18 protein-coding genes are annotated in these 18,124 nt (G+C 54.5%); 7 read left to right on the forward strand and 11 right to left on the reverse strand.

Annotation, left to right across the window (positions count from 1 at the left end; all coding sequences use genetic code 11):
- Positions 1–6 precede the first annotated feature (6 nt).
- Complete coding sequence (gene rfbA / locus FHS19_RS01890) at positions 7–894, forward strand: glucose-1-phosphate thymidylyltransferase RfbA (protein WP_183577841.1); 888 nt, start codon at positions 7–9, stop codon at positions 892–894.
- Between the two features lie 97 nt (positions 895–991).
- On the opposite strand, the gene FHS19_RS01895 is transcribed toward rfbA, so the two are convergent.
- The 3 genes from FHS19_RS01895 to FHS19_RS01905 form a co-directional block, all read right to left on the reverse strand.
- A complete protein-coding gene (locus FHS19_RS01895; RefSeq protein WP_183581339.1) occupies positions 992–2,002 on the reverse strand; it encodes an ABC transporter ATP-binding protein in 1,011 nt (336 codons plus the stop codon).
- Between the two features lie 88 nt (positions 2,003–2,090).
- A complete protein-coding gene (locus tag FHS19_RS01900) occupies positions 2,091–2,891 on the reverse strand; it encodes an ABC transporter permease (protein ID WP_183577844.1) in 801 nt (266 codons plus the stop codon).
- Positions 2,888–3,664, reverse strand: a complete 777-nt coding sequence (locus FHS19_RS01905; protein ID WP_183577847.1) for an ABC transporter permease — start codon at positions 3,662–3,664, stop codon at positions 2,888–2,890. Before FHS19_RS01905 ends, FHS19_RS01900 begins: the two co-directional genes overlap by 4 nt.
- Positions 3,665–4,009: 345 nt before the next feature.
- Here FHS19_RS01905 and FHS19_RS01910 point away from each other — a divergent pair, with 345 nt between their 5' ends.
- Both FHS19_RS01910 and FHS19_RS01915 read left to right on the forward strand, forming a co-directional pair.
- The gene (locus FHS19_RS01910; protein ID WP_183577851.1) at positions 4,010–5,269 is read left to right on the forward strand and encodes an MFS transporter; all 1,260 of its coding nucleotides are present in this window, start codon (positions 4,010–4,012) and stop codon (positions 5,267–5,269) included.
- A 335-nt stretch (positions 5,270–5,604) separates the two neighbouring features.
- Positions 5,605–7,029 (forward strand): NAD-dependent succinate-semialdehyde dehydrogenase, encoded by a 1,425-nt coding sequence (locus FHS19_RS01915; protein ID WP_183577854.1) that lies wholly within the window; start codon positions 5,605–5,607, stop codon positions 7,027–7,029.
- A 75-nt stretch (positions 7,030–7,104) separates the two neighbouring features.
- Here FHS19_RS01915 and FHS19_RS01920 read toward each other — a convergent pair whose 3' ends face one another.
- From FHS19_RS01920 to FHS19_RS01935, 4 genes are all read right to left on the reverse strand, one after another.
- Positions 7,105–8,289 (reverse strand): peptidylprolyl isomerase, encoded by a 1,185-nt coding sequence (locus tag FHS19_RS01920; RefSeq protein ID WP_183577857.1) that lies wholly within the window; start codon positions 8,287–8,289, stop codon positions 7,105–7,107.
- 223 nt (positions 8,290–8,512) lie between these two features.
- The gene (gene spoVAD / locus FHS19_RS01925; protein ID WP_183577860.1) at positions 8,513–9,523 is read right to left on the reverse strand and encodes a stage V sporulation protein AD; all 1,011 of its coding nucleotides are present in this window, start codon (positions 9,521–9,523) and stop codon (positions 8,513–8,515) included.
- An 8-nt stretch (positions 9,524–9,531) separates the two neighbouring features.
- Positions 9,532–10,014 (reverse strand): stage V sporulation protein AC, encoded by a 483-nt coding sequence (gene spoVAC / locus FHS19_RS01930; RefSeq protein WP_183577863.1) that lies wholly within the window; start codon positions 10,012–10,014, stop codon positions 9,532–9,534.
- 12 nt (positions 10,015–10,026) lie between these two features.
- On the reverse strand, positions 10,027–10,887 hold the full coding sequence (locus FHS19_RS01935) for a DUF421 domain-containing protein (RefSeq protein ID WP_183577866.1): 861 nt from the start codon (positions 10,885–10,887) through the stop codon (positions 10,027–10,029).
- A gap of 145 nt (positions 10,888–11,032) precedes the next feature.
- Here FHS19_RS01935 and FHS19_RS01940 point away from each other — a divergent pair, with 145 nt between their 5' ends.
- The 3 genes from FHS19_RS01940 to FHS19_RS01950 all read left to right on the forward strand — a co-directional run bounded on the left by FHS19_RS01940 (position 11,033) and on the right by FHS19_RS01950 (position 13,293).
- On the forward strand, positions 11,033–11,239 hold the full coding sequence (locus FHS19_RS01940) for a DUF1657 domain-containing protein (protein WP_183577870.1): 207 nt from the start codon (positions 11,033–11,035) through the stop codon (positions 11,237–11,239).
- 214 nt (positions 11,240–11,453) lie between these two features.
- Entirely contained in the window at positions 11,454–12,095 is a 642-nt protein-coding gene (locus tag FHS19_RS01945; protein WP_183577873.1) for a phosphatase PAP2 family protein, read from the forward strand.
- A 115-nt stretch (positions 12,096–12,210) separates the two neighbouring features.
- A complete protein-coding gene (locus FHS19_RS01950) occupies positions 12,211–13,293 on the forward strand; it encodes an AI-2E family transporter (RefSeq protein WP_183577876.1) in 1,083 nt (360 codons plus the stop codon).
- A gap of 40 nt (positions 13,294–13,333) precedes the next feature.
- Here the strand turns inward: FHS19_RS01950 and FHS19_RS01955 are convergent, their stop codons facing one another.
- On the reverse strand, positions 13,334–13,843 hold the full coding sequence (locus tag FHS19_RS01955) for a hypothetical protein (RefSeq protein ID WP_183577879.1): 510 nt from the start codon (positions 13,841–13,843) through the stop codon (positions 13,334–13,336).
- Between the two features lie 295 nt (positions 13,844–14,138).
- On the opposite strand from FHS19_RS01955, the gene FHS19_RS01960 reads away from it, so the two are divergent.
- Entirely contained in the window at positions 14,139–15,194 is a 1,056-nt protein-coding gene (locus FHS19_RS01960; protein WP_183577882.1) for an FUSC family protein, read from the forward strand.
- A 61-nt stretch (positions 15,195–15,255) separates the two neighbouring features.
- On the opposite strand, the gene FHS19_RS01965 is transcribed toward FHS19_RS01960, so the two are convergent.
- Genes FHS19_RS01965 through FHS19_RS01975 form a run of 3 tightly spaced genes read right to left on the reverse strand, consistent with a single transcriptional unit; the run spans position 15,256 to position 18,017 of the window.
- The gene (locus tag FHS19_RS01965) at positions 15,256–16,365 is read right to left on the reverse strand and encodes a sensor histidine kinase (protein WP_183577885.1); all 1,110 of its coding nucleotides are present in this window, start codon (positions 16,363–16,365) and stop codon (positions 15,256–15,258) included.
- Positions 16,358–17,047: a response regulator transcription factor gene (locus FHS19_RS01970; protein ID WP_183577888.1), complete on the reverse strand. Its 690-nt coding sequence runs from the start codon at positions 17,045–17,047 to the stop codon at positions 16,358–16,360. Before FHS19_RS01970 ends, FHS19_RS01965 begins: the two co-directional genes overlap by 8 nt.
- Before the next feature lie 25 nt (positions 17,048–17,072).
- Positions 17,073–18,017 carry a D-alanyl-D-alanine carboxypeptidase family protein gene (locus FHS19_RS01975; RefSeq protein WP_183577891.1) on the reverse strand — a complete coding sequence of 315 codons (945 nt, stop codon included), beginning with the start codon at positions 18,015–18,017 and terminating at the stop codon, positions 17,073–17,075.
- Positions 18,018–18,124: the final 107 nt, after the last annotated feature.

Here is an 18,124-nt window from a genome sequence, read left to right on the forward strand (position 1 = left end):
TCGCAAGTGAAAGGCATCATTTTGGCAGGGGGCAGCGGCACCAGGCTGTATCCGCTCACGAGAATCATTTCCAAGCAGCTGCTGCCGATTTATGACAAACCGATGATATATTACCCGTTGTCCGTTCTTATGCTTGCGGGAATCCGGGATATTCTGATCATATCGACGCCGCAGGACACCCCCCGGTTTGAAGAGCTGTTCGGCACAGGCGAGCAGCTCGGAATCCGGCTGTCCTATGCAGTGCAGGAACAGCCGAACGGGCTTGCCGAGTCGTTCATCATCGGCGAGGAGTTTATCGGGGGAGACAGCGTGGCTTTGATCCTGGGGGATAATTTGTTCCACGGCCATGGACTGACGGAAATGCTGCAGTCGGCGGTACAGCGGGAGCAGGGTGCCACGATCTTCGGCTACCATGTGCAGGATCCCGGCCGATTCGGCGTGGTGGAGTTCGATGAGGACGGGCGGGCTGTTTCCATTCAAGAGAAGCCGGCAGTGCCGCGGTCCAATTATGCTGTAACCGGACTGTACTTCTATGACCGGAACGTTGTGGATTACGCCAAGCAAATCGCGCCTTCAGACAGGGGAGAGCTTGAAATTACCGATATTAACCGGATGTATCTGGAGCGTGGACAGCTGCGGGTGGAAATACTGGGCCGCGGGTTTTCGTGGTTTGATTCGGGAACGCATGAATCCTTGCTGGAAGCATCCCAATACATTGAAACAATTGAAAAGAGGCAAAGTCTGAAGGTGGCCTGCCTGGAGGAGATTTCTTATTCGAAAGGATATATCAACCGGGAGCAGCTGACCCTGCTTGCCGAGGGGATGAGCAAAAATGCTTATGGAGCTTATCTCATGCAGCTTGCCTCCGGTAACGTCCAAGCCATCTATCAATGACGGATCGGCTGGATACATACCAAAAGCCGGCGCCTCTGCGGCAGAGGGCCGGCTGTAATGGGATCAGGCTCAGCAGCTGTCCTGTTTCCTTGCTTCCTCAGTAAACCTTATGAATCACGTCCTCAAACGCCGGCTCTTCCGTATGGATGTCGGCTGCTTCGCCCCATGCGGCCATTTCGCGCAGAATGTCCACCGCACGGATCTGCTGGCGGTTCGCTTCAACCCGGACGAAATCGGGTCCGGTCTCCACGACGCGGAACGCTTCCCCGGAGGGCAGGCGCACTTCAAGCGGGAGCCGTAGGTTCTCGCCTGCCGGAAGCGGAATGGACCAGGCGTCTGCAAAAGTCACCCGGATCGTCGTCGGAAGACCGATCTTCTCCCGGAGTTCTTCGATGGTCCCGTCATAGCTGAGCTGCCCATGATTGATCACCATGACGCGCTCGCAGAGCTGCTCAATGTCGTCCATGTCATGGGTGGTCAGCAGGATCGTCTTGCCGAACTCGGTATTAAGCGTCTTCAGAAATTCGCGGATGCTGCGCTTGGCGGTGACGTCGAGGCCAATCGTCGGCTCATCCATGAACAGGACGTCCGGATCATGCAGCATCGAGGCGGCGATGTCGGCCCGCATCCGCTGTCCGAGGGACAGCTTGCGCACCGGCGTCGTCCAAAATTCCCCCAGGCCGAGCAGCTCGGACAGCTGTCCGAGACGCAGGTCCCGCTCCTTGTCCCCAACTTTGTACATATGGGCCAATATTTCGTATGAATCTTTGACCGGCAGATCCCACCACAGCTGGCTTCGCTGCCCGAAGACGACGCCAAGCCGGCTGACGACGCGACGCCTGTGCCGATGCGGATCGACCCCGCCGATCCGGACTTCCCCCGATGACGGATGAAGGATGCCGGTCAGCATTTTGATCGTTGTCGATTTTCCCGCACCGTTCGGCCCGATATAGCCGATAAAATCCCCCTGGTTGATCGTAAAGCTGATATCCTTCACCGCCTCCTTGACGCGGTATTCCCGCGTAAACAAGGTGCGGATGCCCGCGAAGCTCCCCTCCTTGACCACGGGGGTCTTAAACTGCTTGTGCAGCCCCCTGGCTTCAATCATCGGTCGGGGCTCCTCCTTATCCGCCAACCGCTCCAACTCCGTTCGTACGGCTTCTTCTGTCATGATTCCCATATCGATCTTCTCCTTTCTAGCTTCCGGTACTTTGGTAACGGGACATGCCGAATGTCCAAAATTTCATGCTGGCGAAGAGGCAGATTGCCGCCACCAGGATGATGCCGAGCAGGACCCAGGCGCCCAGCTCCCCTCGCAGGATAAACAGCGAAGGTACATAATTGACGAAACCGACAGGAATGACGACGAGCAGGATGGACCGGAGCCAGACAGGATACAAGACCAGCGGGTAACGGACCGCCGTTTGGGAGGCGTCCTCCGTCAGCGTCTGCAGCTCGTTAATCCGGGTCAGCCAGAACCCGGCGGTAGCGGTGGTGAGACCGATGGCGAACAGGATGGCTGCTCCCGTAAGGATCACCAGAAAAGTGAAGGGAACCGCAATCCAGGTGATTTGCCCGGCCTGCATCATGCCGTGCAGCGCCCAGGTCAGAATAAACCCGCCCTGCAGCAGTTCCCCCGGCATCATCCGGAAGTTTTGCGACATCAACGCGAGCAGAACGGGAACCGGCCGGGTCAGGAGCTGATCCAGATCGCCTGACGTCAGGTAGTTCTCGAGATGGTGAACGTCATTCGCAAAGCTGCGGTACAGCGTTTTGGACAATGTCATGACGGCGAACAGGTAGCCGACTTCATAGAGCGACCAGCCCTTCACCGCACCGAACTTGTTCAGGACGATGGCGATCATGAGAAACTCGGCGATCTGGATCCCGGCGGCCAGGAACGTCCCGAGCAGAAAATTCATCTTATACTGCATCCCGCTGCGGATGCTGGATCGGATTAACACGAAATACAGATGAAGCCAATACCGAATGCTCATCCGCCCTGCACCTCCACCTTGCGGCGAACGACCGCCGTTACGCCTAGACAAGCCAGAGTCATCAGTACACACCATACGAGAGAGCCCAGCAGCCGGGAGGCATCCTCAAACCCGAGGTAAATTCGGGTCGGTACGTACAGCAGATAAGGATAGGGCGAGAACCAGGAAACCGTTTGCAGCCAACGCGGCAGCCATTCCACCGGAATGAAGAAGCCTGCCAGCAGATTGATCAGGGCATGGTTCATCCAATACAGCCAGCTGGATTCCGTGGTCCACAGGGCGGTAGCCCCGATGATGTAATTCATGCAGATCGATAAATAGGCAGCCGTGGCCAGACCGGCCAGCGCCAGAAGCAGGGTAGTGACATGCTGCGGGAGCGACAAGGAGAATACGAGGACGTACAGCAGATAGATCGGAACAGATTTGTACATAAACTGATACGCGATTTGACCCCATTCCCGGCACATCAAATGAACGAACAGATGAACCGGACGCATCAGATCCAGCGAGATCTGGCCTGTCCTGACCGATTGGGGGATCCCCAGCCCATTGGTCGTGAATCCGGAAATCCACAGCGACGCCTGCGTGAAGGCGATGTAGCCAACCATACCGTGCACGCCGTATTCGCCGAGCGGCCTGTCCTGGCCGATGCCGATCCAGATACAGGCATACAGGTAGCCGAACAGGGCGCTTGCAACGTTGTGCAGCATATGGGCCCCGCGGTACTGCAGGTTGCGCGCATACGCTTTTGAAGCCAGTGAGAAATAAAGCATTACACACCTCCGATAAGTTTTGTGGCGACGAGAACCGTCAACTTCAGTCAAGGCGGGTGAGTGAGAAGGATTTCCATCATACCAAAAATAGGATGGAGCGACAAGGAAAATTTTTCGGGTGGAGACGGAGGCTTCATTGGTATGCTGCCATTCGCATGCAGCGTCATGACATTCAACTATAACGCTTTCGCGCCGCGTTTACCACGTGATTTCCCACAATTATTTTTGTAATCAGAGGCGATCCGGCGCATATTGACTTGCCCTTTCTTCCGAGTAGAATGGGAGCAAAGACGAAGTAAAAACAACAAAATGATTCGGTTTGAAGGCACCGGAGGAGAGTACCCGATGATATCATTCAAGACGCGGCCGCAGCACCGCCGCAAGACTTCCATGCAGCGCAGAAACCTGAGGGTGGCCAGCCTGGAAGGCATCCCGGCCGTGATGTTTATGACCCTGCTCGGCGGGCAATTTTTGACCGGTTATCTGCTGTACCTGGGCGCAAGCTCGGGCGAGATCGGATTCGTGCTGGCGATCACGACCTTTGTCAATATCGTTCAAATTTTTGCCGCGTATCTGATCCAGAGGCTGCGCAGCCGGAAGTGGACGCTGGTGCTGTTCGTAGCCGTGCACCGGATCATTTGGGGGAGCACCGGTCTCGTGCCGTTTATTGTCCCGAAGCCTTACTGGGTGCCCGCGTTTATCATATTGTACACGGTAGCGTTCATGTTTAATACGCTGGGGGGTATCCTCTGGAACTCGCTCATCAGCGACATGGTCCACCCCAAAGTCAGAGGAAGGTATTTCGGCATCCGGAACACGATTCTGAACGCGCTCGGAACGTTAGTGATGTACGGGGGAGGTGTCATCCTCGATCATGAGCCGGGCGGAAAGGGATTCCTGCTGCTTTATATCATCGTCTGGGTCTGCATAGCAGCAAATATCGCCGTGTTCTTCTTCTACCCGGATATTCCGTTTGAGCGGTCTTCGGAGAAGCGTTTTATCCCGATGCTGAAAAAACCGCTGCGCGACGCTTCGTTTTTGAAGGCGACACTTTTCCTGGCCGGATTTCTGTTTCTGCAAAACCTGGTCGTGCCGCTGTATTCGTACGTCATGCTGGAAATGCTGCACATCAACTACCAGACACTGTCGCTGCTGAACGTGCTGCAAACCGTGTCCATGATGGCCAGCTTCTATGTGTGGGGCAATCTGAACGTTCGTCACAGCAACCGCAGGCTGCTGTTCTGGACGCTGCCGATTATCGCGTTGTCCTGCCTGTGCTGGGGGCTGCTGTCTGTACTGCCGATGCTGCCCGTGCTGATTGCGGCGCATATGATTTTCGGCATCGGCGTCGGCGGATTCAACCAGCTGGCGTTCAATTTCATGATCGGCGACACGCCGAAGGCGGAGCGCCCGATGTATATGGCGATGTACGCGGCCATTACGGGCGTCGCAGCGTTCTTTGGCCCGCTGATCGGGGGCAATCTATACGAGCTCATCGGCCACTGGCCGGAATGGACCCGGATCTATGGCGTGCAGATCGTCGTCGGTCTGTGCATGCTGCTGCTGACGATCAGTCTCGGCCGGAAGATTCTGCGGAATTCGTGAGGGCTTGAGAAAAAGAGGTCAGGGTTGGGACTCATCCAGGGCAGTGCGAGTTGATATCCTGCCTGTCGATGGTAATCCTAATAGAATACGAAATGGCTGAGGATACCTCCCATAAGCAGACGGCAAATAAAGCTTCCGTCTGCTTATGGGAGGTTTTTTGTTGCTTAAAGTTATGGAGCCGCGCGGAGCGTCCTCACAATCGCCAAACACAGCGTGTCACAACAGCCAAGCGAACGTCCCGATAGCCTGGCGCCAAGCTGGCTTTTCGCGTGAACCTTCCATTCGGGGGTATAATGAATAAGTAGAGGTCAATATAGAGCAGGGAGGAATCATTTATGTTTATCAACCAAATGTATATAAATGGGGCCTGGAAGGACGCGGCGGAGCACATCGAGGTCCTGAACCCGGCCACCGGTGACGTGATCGGCATCGTACCGAACGGCGGGGCAAAGGAGGCTGGAGAAGCCGTGGATGCAGCTTATGAAGCTTTCCCGGCATGGTCCGCGCTGACGGCGGACGAGCGGGGGGCGCTGCTGATGAAATGGCACGGCCTGATCGCCGAGCATACGGACGAGCTCGCCCGGATCATGACCACGGAGCAGGGCAAGCCGCTGAAGGAAGCCGCCGGCGAAATCGGCTACGCGAACAGCTTTATTTCCTGGTACGCGGAGGAGGGCAAGCGCGTCTATGGGCAGAGTATACCGGCCTCGTCCGCTTCGCAGCGGATTTGGGTGCAGAAGCAGCCGGTCGGCGTCGTAGCGGCGATTACGCCGTGGAACTTCCCGGCGTCGATGATTACCCGCAAGGTCGCGCCGGCGCTGGCCGCCGGCTGCACCGTCGTGATCAAGCCGTCCGAGGAAACGCCGTATACGGCCTTGAAGCTTGCTGAGCTTGCGCACCAAGCCGGACTTCCGGCCGGCGTGATCAACGTGGTGACCGGTGAGGCGGCCGCGATCGCCGGCCGCTGGCAGCAGGACGAGCGGGTGCGCAAAATTTCCTTCACCGGCTCGACCGCCGTAGGCAAGGAGCTGATGAAGGGAGCGGCCGACACCGTCAAGAAGATATCCTTGGAGCTGGGCGGGCACGCCCCGTTTATCGTGACCGCCGCGGCGGACCTGGACAAGGCGGTAGACGGATTGATTTTGTCCAAGTTCCGCAACGGCGGCCAGACCTGCGTCTGCACAAACCGGGTGTACGTGGATGAACGGATCGCCGGCGAGTTCACCCGCAAAGCGGCGGAACGTACGGCCGCGCTCAAGGTAGGTAGCGGCATGGAGGAAGGCGTGGATATTGGTCCGCTCATCAATGCCAAAGCGGTGGACAAGGTACTGCGGCAGATCGAGGATGCCAAAGCCAAAGGCGGAATCATCGTGACGGGCGGTGAGGCGCTTGCGCTTTCCGCAGGGCATTTTGTACAGCCGACTGTGATTGAGCAGGCGACGGACGATATGGAATGCATGGTGAACGAGACGTTTGGACCGCTTGCTCCGATTACGACCTTCCGCACCCTGGAGGAAGCCGTGCAGCGGGCCAACCGCAGTCCTTACGGGCTGGCGGCCTACGTGTTTACGGAACGGATCCAGGAGGCGCTGTACGCCGCGGAGGCACTCGAATACGGGATCGTCGGCGTAAACGATCCGCTGCCTTCCACGGCGCAGGCTCCGTTTGGCGGATTCAAGCAGAGCGGGCTCGGCCGGGAAGGCGGCCATTTCGGCATCGAGGAATACCTCGAGGTCAAATATGTATCGCTCCGACTCTAACCTCATGCAAGCCGCCAATCAATATAACAAAGAAGAAGCCCGAGGATACTCGCCTCGGGCTTCTTCAATAACAATTTATTTCGTTGTATTGGCTGCTGTATCGGTTGCGTCTGCGCTTGCAGCCGTATCGGTTGCTGCGTTAGCCGAATCGTCCAGCGAGTTGGTGATTTTGGCCTTAGACTTGAGGTCGGCAATCCAGGTCGACGCTTTGGTAGAAATGCCTTGCGTAATCAGCGTTTCCTTGATGTCAGCCTTCTTCTCGTCAAGCGTTGCCGTGTGAGCCGCTTTGCGGTCGGTCACCTTGATGATGTGGTAGCCGTTGCTGGACTGCACGATGCTGCTCATTTCACCTTTTTGCAGTTTGAACGCCGCTTCTTCAAACGGTGCTTCCATTACGCCTTTGGCAAAGAAGCCAAGGTCGCCGCCGTTGTCCTTGGAGCCCGGGTCGATCGATTTCTCTTTTGCCAGCGTGGCGAAATCGGCGCCTTCCTTAAGCTGCTTCAGGATGCCTTCGGCTTCTTCCTTCGTTTTCACCAGAATATGGGAAGCTTTGACTTCTTCCGGCGTATTGAAGGATGCTTTATTTTCATCAAAATACTTCTTGATATCGTCGTCGGTCACTTTCACTTCCGGTTCGAGCAGCTTGCGGATTTGCACCTGCATGTTCATTTGCTTCTTCAAGTCCTCCACCGTCATGCCCGATTGCTGCAGAGCCATCTGGAATTCCTCTTCGCTGTTGAAGCCTTTCTTGATATCGTCCATTTCCTTGGTGACATCGGCATCGGTTACTTGAATGCCTTTTTTGCTGGCTTCCTGGTTGACCAGCTCTTCCGTAATGAGGCTGTCCAGCGTTTGCGCTCCGCCGGCGTCCACCAAAGCGTCATAGAGCTTGTCCTTTTTAATGTCCGTGCCGTTGACCGTCGCTACCGCCGGGTTGCTTCCCGAATTAAAAGGAGGCTTGATCAGCACAATGACGAGAATGACGGCAAGCACGAGCGATACGGCCATCCATACCTTGCCAGTTCCGCCCGACCATGCCTTCGGAGCAGGACCGGACGCCGCAGCTGACGCTTTGGGAGCAGGCTTCTTCTCTTTAGTCGGCTTGGCTGGCGTCTCGCCGTCGCGCTTCATTTCGCTGAGGACCGGTGCGCCGCTCTCGGAAGGGGCTGCCGGTTCGCTGGTCCGTTCAGATGATTCCCCCGCTGTTTCGGTATTGTTCAGCTCTTCGTTGTTTAACGAGTCTCTTTCTTTGTCTGTCATTAAATCTTGTCCTCCTTTAATATATGCAAAACGCTTATGGGTTCACTTTACCAGATTTGTCGGAAATAATCCTTAAGAAGACATAAATTGTATCCGATTTTTTTTAATCCTGTTTTAAGATTCGGCTGTTTGCGGGGATTTTAATCAGGGAGCGAACGAATGTGTCCAAAATAAAAGACCGCTCCGGACAGGAATGCCCCGGGAGCGGCCATATCGATATGCCTTATTTTTGCCGTTCGATCGACACGGCATGCGCAATGCAAGGGATGCTCTCCTTCTGCTGATAGGAGAGGGGGGAGAGCAGGGCGCCCGTCGCCACGACGAGGATGCGGTTCAGCTCGCCGCGCTGCATCCGGTTCAGCAGGTGGCCGTACGTCACGACCGCAGAGCAGCCACAGCCGCTGGCACCGGCTTGAACATTCTGTTTGCCGTAATCGTAAATCATCATGCCGCAGTCCGAATATGTCGTTTGATGGATCGGAATGTTGTGCTTCTTCAGCAGATCGTTGGCGATTTGATAGCCGACCTTGGACAGGTCGCCGGTTACGATCAGGTCGTAGTATCCCGGTTCGATCTGCAGGTCGCGGAAATGCGCTTCCATCGTGTCTACCGCTGCCGGCGCCATCGCTGCACCCATATTGAACGGGTCGCTGATGCCCATGTCGACCACCCGGCCGATCGTGGCGGAAGTGACGTAGGGCCCGTCCCCGTCCTGCGACAGCACGACCGCGCCGGCACCGGTCACCGTAAACTGAGCCGTGGGGGGCTTTTGGGAGCCGTACTCGGTCGGATACCGGAACTGCTTCTCCACGCTGGCATTATGGCTGCAGGTTCCGGAGAGCACGTATTTTGCCCCACCCGAATTGACGATATAAGAGGCCAGCGCGAGGCTTTCCATCGAGGTGGAGCATGCGCCGAACAGGCCGAGATACGGAATAGACAGCGTTCTCGCAGAAAAGCTGCTGCTGATAATCTGGTTCATCAGGTCGCCGGCGAGAAAAAACTGAATTTGCCCCTCGGTCAGTCCGGCGTGCTGCACCGCCATTTTTGCCGTTTCTTCCATTAAGGCCTTTTCGGCTTTTTCCCAGCTGTCCTGCCCCAAATACATGTCGCCGTGGATGATATCGAAGTCGTCGGCGAGCGGACCCTGACCCTCAAACGGCCCGACGATCGCCGCTTTCGACTTGATGGAAGGCTTGTTCTCGAACACCCAGCTTTGATGGCCTTTCAGCATATGAATCCTTACCCCCCTACAATATTAGGATCAAAAATGATGTAGGCGATGCCGACGCAAAAGGCTGCGAGCGAACCGAACACGATCACGGGTCCGGCCACCTTGAAGATGCTGCCGCCGAGGCCGAGCACGAGCCCTTCCCTGCGGTACTCGATCGCCGCGGAAGCCATGGCGTTGGCGAAGCCGGTGACCGGGACGGCGGTTCCAGCGCCCGCCCACTGGGCAATTTTGTCATATACCCCCAAGCTGGTGAGAATGACGGAGATGATGATCATCACGCCCACGGTCGGATTCGAGGCTGCCTTTTCCTCAAAGCCCCACCAGTGGATAAACATCTGCTGCACCGCCTGCCCGAGCAGACAGATGAGACCGCCGACGAGAAAAGCCCTGTACAAATTTTTGAACGTAAACTTGCTGGGCTCGCGCTTTTTGGCCAATTCCTGGTATTCCTGCTGGACAGGCGTCAGTTTCTTCTTCTTTTTGCTGACCATAATGCTTCACTCCTAACGGGTTAGTAATGGCTTGACGTCCGAGATAACCTGCTCCAGCTGAGCGGACACCTGCTCGTACATCGCCTTGTTCTGCTCGTTTTTGGTCGATAGTCCGTACATTTCCAGGTCCGCCTGGCACTTTTTGAGATCCGCATACAGCATCGCTTTCTGCTGCGGCTCGGGAACCTTGAGTTGATCGTCGAAAAGGTCGACGTACAGCTGTCCGTACCCATCCACCTGCGCGATAAAAACGTTGTCCAGCGAAACGCCCAGCTTCTCGAGCTCGGTATGTACCCAGCGCCGGTTCAGGCCTCGGGTAGCCAGCGGCTCATCCATGATTTTGCCGTCCAGAATGACCGTCTGCGGTTCGCTCTCAGGCCCGACCTTGATGCCGAGATGGGTGGGGGTCAGCGGTTGATTTTCCTTTTTCATCAGCACATTGATCTGCCCATTCGGCTCCATGATCGCAAACTCGACCTCAGCCGCTTTAAAGGCGTTTTTCCCGCGGAGCTGTTCCATAAGCTCTTCGTTCGACAGCCGCTCCTTCTTCAGATTGTCCTCCATGATTTTGCCGTCCTTGATCAGCACGGTGCTGGTGCTGTCAATGAAGTCGCGCACTTTTTTGCTCTTCAGCTGTAAAAATTCGATCATGACGGAGACGGCTACCCATACGGCGAGAGAGATGACGCCAAGGTACCAGGTGGCTTTCAAATCAAGCGAGATGGAGGCCGCCAGGTCACCGATCGTGATGCCCGTAATGTACTCGAAGAAGGACAGCTGGGATATTTGCCTTTTGCCCAAGAGACGGGTCAAGGCAAACAGAAAGACCACAGAAGCCAAAGTCCGAACGATAACCTCTATCCAATCCGGCATATCTATAAATTCCTCCATTCCAGATCTTTGCTTTAAACGCGAATAACAAAATTATTTGCAGCATCTTCTCGTTTTATGAATTTTTTGATTTCAGGCAGGTTAGATTATGTTTCGTACTTATCCTGTAAAGGAGGTGAAAGTAACAATGACCGTTGCATCTCAAGTTAAAACGACACTTGCATCCCTGAAAAGCGCCCAAGCCAACTTGGAGACGTTTGCCCTCAGCACGCAAAACCAGGAAGCCAAGAACCTGTTCACTCAAGCAGCCCAGCAAACCCAGCAAATCGTGCAGCAGGTGGAAAGCCGGGTACAACAGCTTGAAAACGAAGAGCCTCAATATAAAGGATTCTAATTCTTTAATTGGTCGCCCGTATCAAGCCGTGCCGCTCCACTCCTATAACGTTTAGCCTTAAGCACCGGTTCTGCCGGTGCTTTTTGCTTATGCTGCAGCTGACAAATTCTGTTTCCGGATAAGCGTGACAAAGGCCGGGTCTTCGTGGATAATATTAAAGTCATACCGTGTGGCAGAAGCGGGGGTTCTATAGAGAGAGGAGTACATAAGAGATATGAAAGCAAATCAAAGACGGCTGAATAAGCTGTTAGTTACGAGCCTGGTGCTGGGCGTGCTGTTCGTCATTCTGATGGTCCTGGTCGGAGCGGACCGGATTGCCTGGTTTGACAAATCGATCATCAGCGCCGTTCAGGGGATGGAGAATGAGGGATTGACCCGAATCATGAAGGGTTTCACCTTTCTGGGGTCATCGCTCGTGGCAACGCTGCTTAGCGTGATCGCGTTCCTGTTTCTGTGGCTGGTTCTGAGGCACCGCATGGAGCTGCTGATGTTTTTTCTGTCGGTGGGGGGCTCGGAAATATGGAACATCATCATCAAAAATTGGATGCAGCGGCAGCGACCCGACACGCACCGGCTGATCGAAATCAGCGGATTCAGCTTTCCGAGCGGGCACTCGATGGCTGCGTTCGCACTGTACGGCACGCTGACTTATTTGCTGTGGAGGCATATTCCCGCTTTGGCCGGAAGGCTTGCGATGATCGTCATCGGGGTGGCCCTGACGCTGCTGATCGGGATCAGCCGGATCTATCTCGGAGTGCATTATCCGAGCGACGTCTTCGGCGGGTATTTGGCGAGCGCAACGTGGCTGATGCTGTCCATTTATGTCTTTGAAAAGTATTGGAAGCCCAAGGCGTAGGCGCATGTAAATGAAAACCGTAAACCGGGCGGCAGAAACTTGCATGAAAACGTCCCGCTCGCGTAATATGATTGCATAAAGATCTTTTAAAGAAAGGGTGTATGGCTTCGGTCCGATGACGTCGTTCAGAGATTTTGTTCAACTGCCTGCCGTTAAAAAGGTGATGGTCCTCATTTTGCTCGTGCTGTTTTTGTATGTCTTCCGGAGCATGATGAACCTCATTCTGATTACCTTCATTATTACGTACCTGGTGAACCGGATTCATTCGTCGCTCACCCGGCGGTTTACGAACCGGATGGGAATCAGCAAGAAGATCGCCGTATTACTTATTTACGCCATCTTTCTTGGAGCCTTGTCGATCGGAACCTATCAATACGCTCCCAAGCTGCTGGGGGAACTGAACGTGCTGATCAACCAGGTCATTTCGTTTTACAGCAAGCCGCTGGAGCTTACCGACAATAAAGTCATGGACTACGTGCTGGAGTACATCCATAAGATTGATATTTCGCAGTACATCAAGCAGGGGTACAACCTGCTGACCGGAACGATCTCCAACATCGGCAAGTTCGGCCTCAATTTCGCTATCGCGATCATCATGAGCTTGTTCTTTATGCTGGAGAAAGAGAAAGTGACCCATTTCACGGAAAAGTTCAGAAGCAGCAAATTCGCCTATTTTTATGAGGAATTATCTTACTTCGGCAAAAAATTTACGTTTTCTTTCGGAAAAGTGATCGAGGTCCAGTTTTTGATTTCCATCATTAATGCGACGGCTTCCACACTGTTTCTGTGGATCCTTGGATTTCCTAACCTGTTCGCCCTCGGGCTGATGATCTTCCTCCTCGGCCTCGTGCCGGTCATGGGGGTCATCGTCTCGCTGGTGCCGCTGTGTGCCATCGCGTTCAGCATCGGCGGTGTCATGAAGGTCATTTACGTCCTGATTATGGTGGCCGTCCTGCACGCGTTCGAGGCGTACGTCATGAATCCGAAGTTTATGTCGGACAAAACGCATCTGCCGATATTTTATACGTTTGCCGTACTGATCATCTCCGAGCACTTCTTCGGAGTGTGGGGGCTAATTCTTGGCGTGCCGGTGTTCATGTTCCTGCTGGATCTGCTGGAGGTGCCGGTCAACGGGCCGAAAGATGAACCCGCTGGAGCCGCTAAGAAGAACAGAAAAATACCACACAAAAAATCCTAACGGTTGAAGTTAGGATTTTATTGTGCGGATATCCTTATCGTTAAATGTGTGAGTAAGAACCCGGCTGGCGGCGGTCCGAGTGCGGGCGGTACGTCCGCTCGGTAAACCGCTTCAAGGAAGCGGGCAGCTTCTGCTTGAGCTGGTCGGCACGCTCCTGGGTCATTTTGCCGGCTTTGACGGCGGCATCGATTTTGGAGCTTTGGACGGCTGTCATCTTCTTGACGAGCTCATCGCCGCTCCAGCCTTTTTTCTCCTTGGCGATCTGCTGCAGCGTTTTGCCCTGCTTCCATTCTTTACTGAGATCCTGGACGCTCATGCCGAGCAGATCCGCGGCGTCTTTAAGCAGGATGTACTTGCGGCCGTGATGTCCATGGCGGATGTGATGGCCGTTCTCCTTTCGGTCCTGGTCCGGCGTAGCTATATGGGCAGATGGGGAGTCGTCCGTTTGGGGAGGAACAGGCGCCGGGTCGGCGAAAGCCATGCCGTGGGATCCGGCGAACACGATGCAGGCCAGCGCACCGGCCAGCAGCACATTTTGGATTGGATTCATGTCAGTTCACCTCTTGGTTGAATTAGGTCATGCTTCTTATTTTCTGTCCTATTATGCGCCTGATTTGGAAAAACATACATGTATACCCAAAGATGTGGACTAGGCACCGGCTGAAATATTTGGTTTGGTATCACAAGGCGCTTCACCGGGTAATTAATTCGGGAAGACGATACAATATGTACTAGATATAGAATGAACTAATGAGATGTAATAGGCCGCATTGGGCCGCTTTAATAAGAAATTCAATAATAACTGTAGTTCAATCCGTATAATGTTGGAATTAGGAGGGGTGAGCGTGACTTTTGGCGCGAGGATGTTAAAGACGGGAATCGCGGTTACCCTCGCTTTATATATCAGTATTTGGCTTAACTTGTCTTCGCCGGTGATGGCGGCCGTGGCGGCTATTTTTGCCATGCAGCCGTCGATTTACCGCTCATGGCGGTACTTTCTGGACCAGCTCCAGACCAATACGCTGGGCGCCGTACTGGCGCTGCTTGCAGGCCAGGTGTTTTCAAACGAACCGATTGCCGTCGGCCTGGTGTGCATCTTGGTCATCATGATATGCCTCAAACTGAAGATGGGTGATACCATTGGCCTGACGCTGGTTACGGTCATCGCCGTAATGGAGGCCTCAGGGCAATGGCAGTTTGCGCTGACCCGGTTTTCACTCAGCTTGATCGGCATCGTATCGGCCTTTTTGATTAATATTTTACTGTTTCCGCCGAAGCCCAAGGAGCAGTTTATCGGGCAGATCCAAAATACGTTCGACCGGATGTCGCTGCTCATGCGGACGGCCATTTCGGACGAAATCAAGGAAAATGTGTTCCGTGATAAAAAGCGCGAGCTGGAGGATGCGATCAAATCGCTGTCGAGCAAGTATCAGCTGTTCGAGGAGGAGCAGAAGAAGATGAAGCGGGCCTCCTTCAGCCAGACCCGGCTTCTGGTCGTCTATAAGCAGATGCTGAATGCTCTGCGGAAAGGGCGTGAAGTGCTGGACGCGGTGGAGGAGCATTATTTTCAGTCGGACCGGGAAGCCGGCACCGACCGGATCTTTGATGAACAACTGGAGCGGCTGATCAAGTTTCACGAGCACATCCTGCTCAAATTCGAGGAGAAGCTCAAGCCGAACTGCCTGGAAGCTTCGCAGCTGGACCAGGAAAATACCGCGTTTATTCAAGGCGTGCTGAGCCTGGCCGTCGAGGAACCCGAAGGCAGGCTGCGCTTATCCATCGTGGGGGCCACGATGTACGATTACGGGTATCAGCTGGAGCGGCTGAACCGATTGGTCGAGCATTATCATAAAACCGATGACGATGAATCCGGCTTCTGGGCATCGTGGATCAAAAAATAGAAGGTATGCATAAACCCCGGCCACCTGCGGCAGAGACGCAGTTGACCGGGGTTTTAAGTTGCTAAGCCCTAAGATCGATCAGCGGCAGCTTCACGATAAACGCCGTTTCCGCCGTGTTGCTCGAAGCATAAATTTGCCCGTCATGCAGCTCGATGATGCTCTTGACGATGGCCAGCCCCAAACCGGCGCCGCCGGTGTCCAGGGAACGGGATTTCTCGACGCGGTAGAAGCGTTCGAAAATATAAGGGAGGTCCATCGGCGGGATCGGCGGTCCATAGTTGATGACCCGGACCTCGGCCTCCTGCTCCAACTTCTTGGCTTCCACCCGGATCTGTTTTCCGTCATTGCCATAGCGCATCGCGTTGGTAATGAGGTTCTCGAACGCCTGCATGATCTTGTCGCCATCCGCCTGGATCATCAGCTTCTCCTGCGGCGGAGAGAAGACGATTTCCATGTCCTGGTTGCGCAGCTGCAGCGAAAACTCCGCGGTCAGCTGACCGATTAGCTGCACGAGATCGATGGGAGTGCGGTGCAGCGGAATTTGGCCGAAGCCCATACGGGTATAATCGAACAGATCGTTCACCAGCCGATTCATCCGTTTGGATTTTTCGTAAGCGATATTGACGTAGTACCGCAGCTCTACCTCGTCCTTGTATTTGTCTTCCTCAATCAGCCGGAGATAGCCGATGATCGACGTCAGCGGCGTGCGGAGATCGTGGGAAACGTTGGTGATCAGATCGTTTTTGGCTTGGGTCGCCAGACGCTCCTCCTCCCTGGAGGCTTCGAGCTGGGAGACCAGCGCATTAATCTGTCCGGCGAGCAGCCCGAGCTCATCCTTGGATCGAACCGGAATCTGGACATTCGTATTGCCGGAAGACATGCGCTGAACCCCGCGGATGATATTGGTCAAATTCCGGGTCGTGCCCCAGCTTAGAATCATGCAGTAAAAAATGAACAGCATAATGACGACGACGGCCTGCCATACGGAAAACCCAAAAATCCGGTTGACCCGGATGATCGCTTCCACAAAGGGATACAGCACCTTGAAATGATCGTCGTACACCGACTGCAGGATTGGCTTGACGATCATCAGCGTAGCGAACGTGAGGGCGACGCTGAGGAAAAATAACGTGACGATTTTCCACTGCAGCTTGTTAAATAAACTACGCATCGATTTTATAACCAACTCCCCACATGGTTTGGATCAGCTTGTACCCCAGTTCCCTCTCCAGCTTGTCCCGGAGGTTGCTGATGTGGACCATGACCGTATTGTTGGAGACGTAATACTTTTCCTTCCAGACCCGCTGGAAGATTTCCTCGGCGCTGAACACTCTCCCCGGATGGGAGGCGAGCAGGTGGAGAATATCGAATTCGCGGCCGGTGAGCTGTACGTCGGTCCCCCGGGCGGTTACTTTATGGGAAGTCCGGTTGATCTCCACATCGTGAATCCGAAGGGTGGAATCCGTCTGCTCTTTCGGTTCATTATATTGAAAAGAACGCCGGAGGAGCGTTTTGACCCTCACGGTCAGTTCCAGCGGATTAAACGGCTTGATCATGTAATCGTCGGCACCTGTCATCAGGCCGAGAATTTTGTCCATATCCTCGGTCTTGGCACTGAGCATCAGAATCGGAATGGTCGACTCGTTCTCCCGAACCTGGCGGCAGACCTCGAGTCCGTTCAGCTTGGGCATCATCACGTCCAGTACAATGAGATCCACCGGATGCTCGTTCAGCAGCTGGAGCGCCTCCTCGCCATGATAGGCGCAGATGACGTGAAAACCTTCATTTTGCATATAAATCGAAATCAGATTGGCAATTTCCTTGTCGTCGTCGACGACCATAATGTTGCGCATTCATAAACCTCCATCAAGTACATGTCTATAAGTTCGAGACGGCACGGACCGTTCGGGTCAGCCAGCTGCGGGCCGGATTGTCCGCATGCTCGAAGGCGTAATCGAACATGGTCGCGGCGTCCTGGAACCGGGTCTCGGTGTCTGGCGCTCCCATGACAACGGCAATGACCCGCTTGCCGTCCTTTTCGGTCGTTCCGGTAAAGCAGTATCCGGCCCGCTCCGTATACCCGGTTTTGAAGCCGTCGTTGCCCGGATAGGCGTAAGGCTCGCCTGGGAGCATCGCGTTGGTCGTATGAAGCGTAATTCGCTTCTCGGGTATGCTGACATCGGCCTTCTGCGTAATATTTAAAATTTCGGGGTAGGATTCAATGAGGCACTTCGCCAGCTTGGCCACATCCTGCGCGCTCAGCATCGTCTCTCCCCGCGAAGACGCGGACTTGAACTGCCGCAGGTCGCTTGAGGTCAGGCCGGTCGCATTGGCGAAAACGGCCTGGGGGGACAGGCCGATGTCTTCAGCTCTGGCGTTCATTCGTTTGACGAATTCTTTCTCGCTTCCGCCGATATGCTCGGAAATAGCCACCGCCGCATCGTTGGCGGAGTGCACGACCATCGCTTCGAACAGCTGGCGCAGCGTCAGCGTATCGCCCTCGCGGAGTCCGATTTCCGAACCCGTCACGTTCGCAGCATACCGGCTGGCGGTGACGGGATCATCCCAGGAGCTTCGCCCCTGATGGATGCTGTCCAGCACGAGCAGTTCCGTCATCATTTTGGACATGCTGGCCGGCGGGAGTGCTTGAGACCCGTTATGCTCATAATATACCTTTCCGCTCTCCGCATCCATAAGAACGGCTGCCTGCGCTTTGATCGTAATCATGGGAAACCGGATCAGGCTGACGGCCGCGGCGACCGTCAAGCTCGACAGCAGCGCCAGCGCCATCAGTTTTCTTTTTTGCTTTTGTTTTGATTTCATTGGATCATACCTCGTTTATTCGTTTTGAATACCTTTCATTCTTTTACCAGTCTAACCATCAAACTTTAATTGCCCTACAAGAAAATCTTAAGAAATGTAAAGTTTTC

The organism is Paenibacillus rhizosphaerae (assembly GCF_014192015.1).
Classification (GTDB): domain Bacteria; phylum Bacillota; class Bacilli; order Paenibacillales; family Paenibacillaceae; genus Paenibacillus_AQ; species Paenibacillus_AQ rhizosphaerae.

Coding starts and splice junctions, on each gene's coding strand:
- FHS19_RS01895 (WP_183581339.1), bottom strand. CDS start 2,002: ATGATTGAAGCCAGGGGGCTGCACAAGCAGTTTAAGACCCCCGTGGTC.
- FHS19_RS01900 (WP_183577844.1), bottom strand. CDS start 2,891: ATGAGCATTCGGTATTGGCTTCATCTGTATTTCGTGTTAATCCGATCC.
- FHS19_RS01905 (WP_183577847.1), bottom strand. CDS start 3,664: ATGCTTTATTTCTCACTGGCTTCAAAAGCGTATGCGCGCAACCTGCAG.
- FHS19_RS01910 (WP_183577851.1), top strand. CDS start 4,010: ATGATATCATTCAAGACGCGGCCGCAGCACCGCCGCAAGACTTCCATG.
- FHS19_RS01915 (WP_183577854.1), top strand. CDS start 5,605: ATGTTTATCAACCAAATGTATATAAATGGGGCCTGGAAGGACGCGGCG.
- FHS19_RS01920 (WP_183577857.1), bottom strand. CDS start 8,289: ATGACAGACAAAGAAAGAGACTCGTTAAACAACGAAGAGCTGAACAAT.
- spoVAD (WP_183577860.1), bottom strand. CDS start 9,523: ATGCTGAAAGGCCATCAAAGCTGGGTGTTCGAGAACAAGCCTTCCATC.
- spoVAC (WP_183577863.1), bottom strand. CDS start 10,014: ATGGTCAGCAAAAAGAAGAAGAAACTGACGCCTGTCCAGCAGGAATAC.
- FHS19_RS01935 (WP_183577866.1), bottom strand. CDS start 10,887: ATGCCGGATTGGATAGAGGTTATCGTTCGGACTTTGGCTTCTGTGGTC.
- FHS19_RS01940 (WP_183577870.1), top strand. CDS start 11,033: ATGACCGTTGCATCTCAAGTTAAAACGACACTTGCATCCCTGAAAAGC.
- FHS19_RS01945 (WP_183577873.1), top strand. CDS start 11,454: ATGAAAGCAAATCAAAGACGGCTGAATAAGCTGTTAGTTACGAGCCTG.
- FHS19_RS01950 (WP_183577876.1), top strand. CDS start 12,211: ATGACGTCGTTCAGAGATTTTGTTCAACTGCCTGCCGTTAAAAAGGTG.
- FHS19_RS01955 (WP_183577879.1), bottom strand. CDS start 13,843: ATGAATCCAATCCAAAATGTGCTGCTGGCCGGTGCGCTGGCCTGCATC.
- FHS19_RS01965 (WP_183577885.1), bottom strand. CDS start 16,365: ATGCGTAGTTTATTTAACAAGCTGCAGTGGAAAATCGTCACGTTATTT.
- FHS19_RS01970 (WP_183577888.1), bottom strand. CDS start 17,047: ATGCGCAACATTATGGTCGTCGACGACGACAAGGAAATTGCCAATCTG.
- FHS19_RS01975 (WP_183577891.1), bottom strand. CDS start 18,017: ATGAAATCAAAACAAAAGCAAAAAAGAAAACTGATGGCGCTGGCGCTG.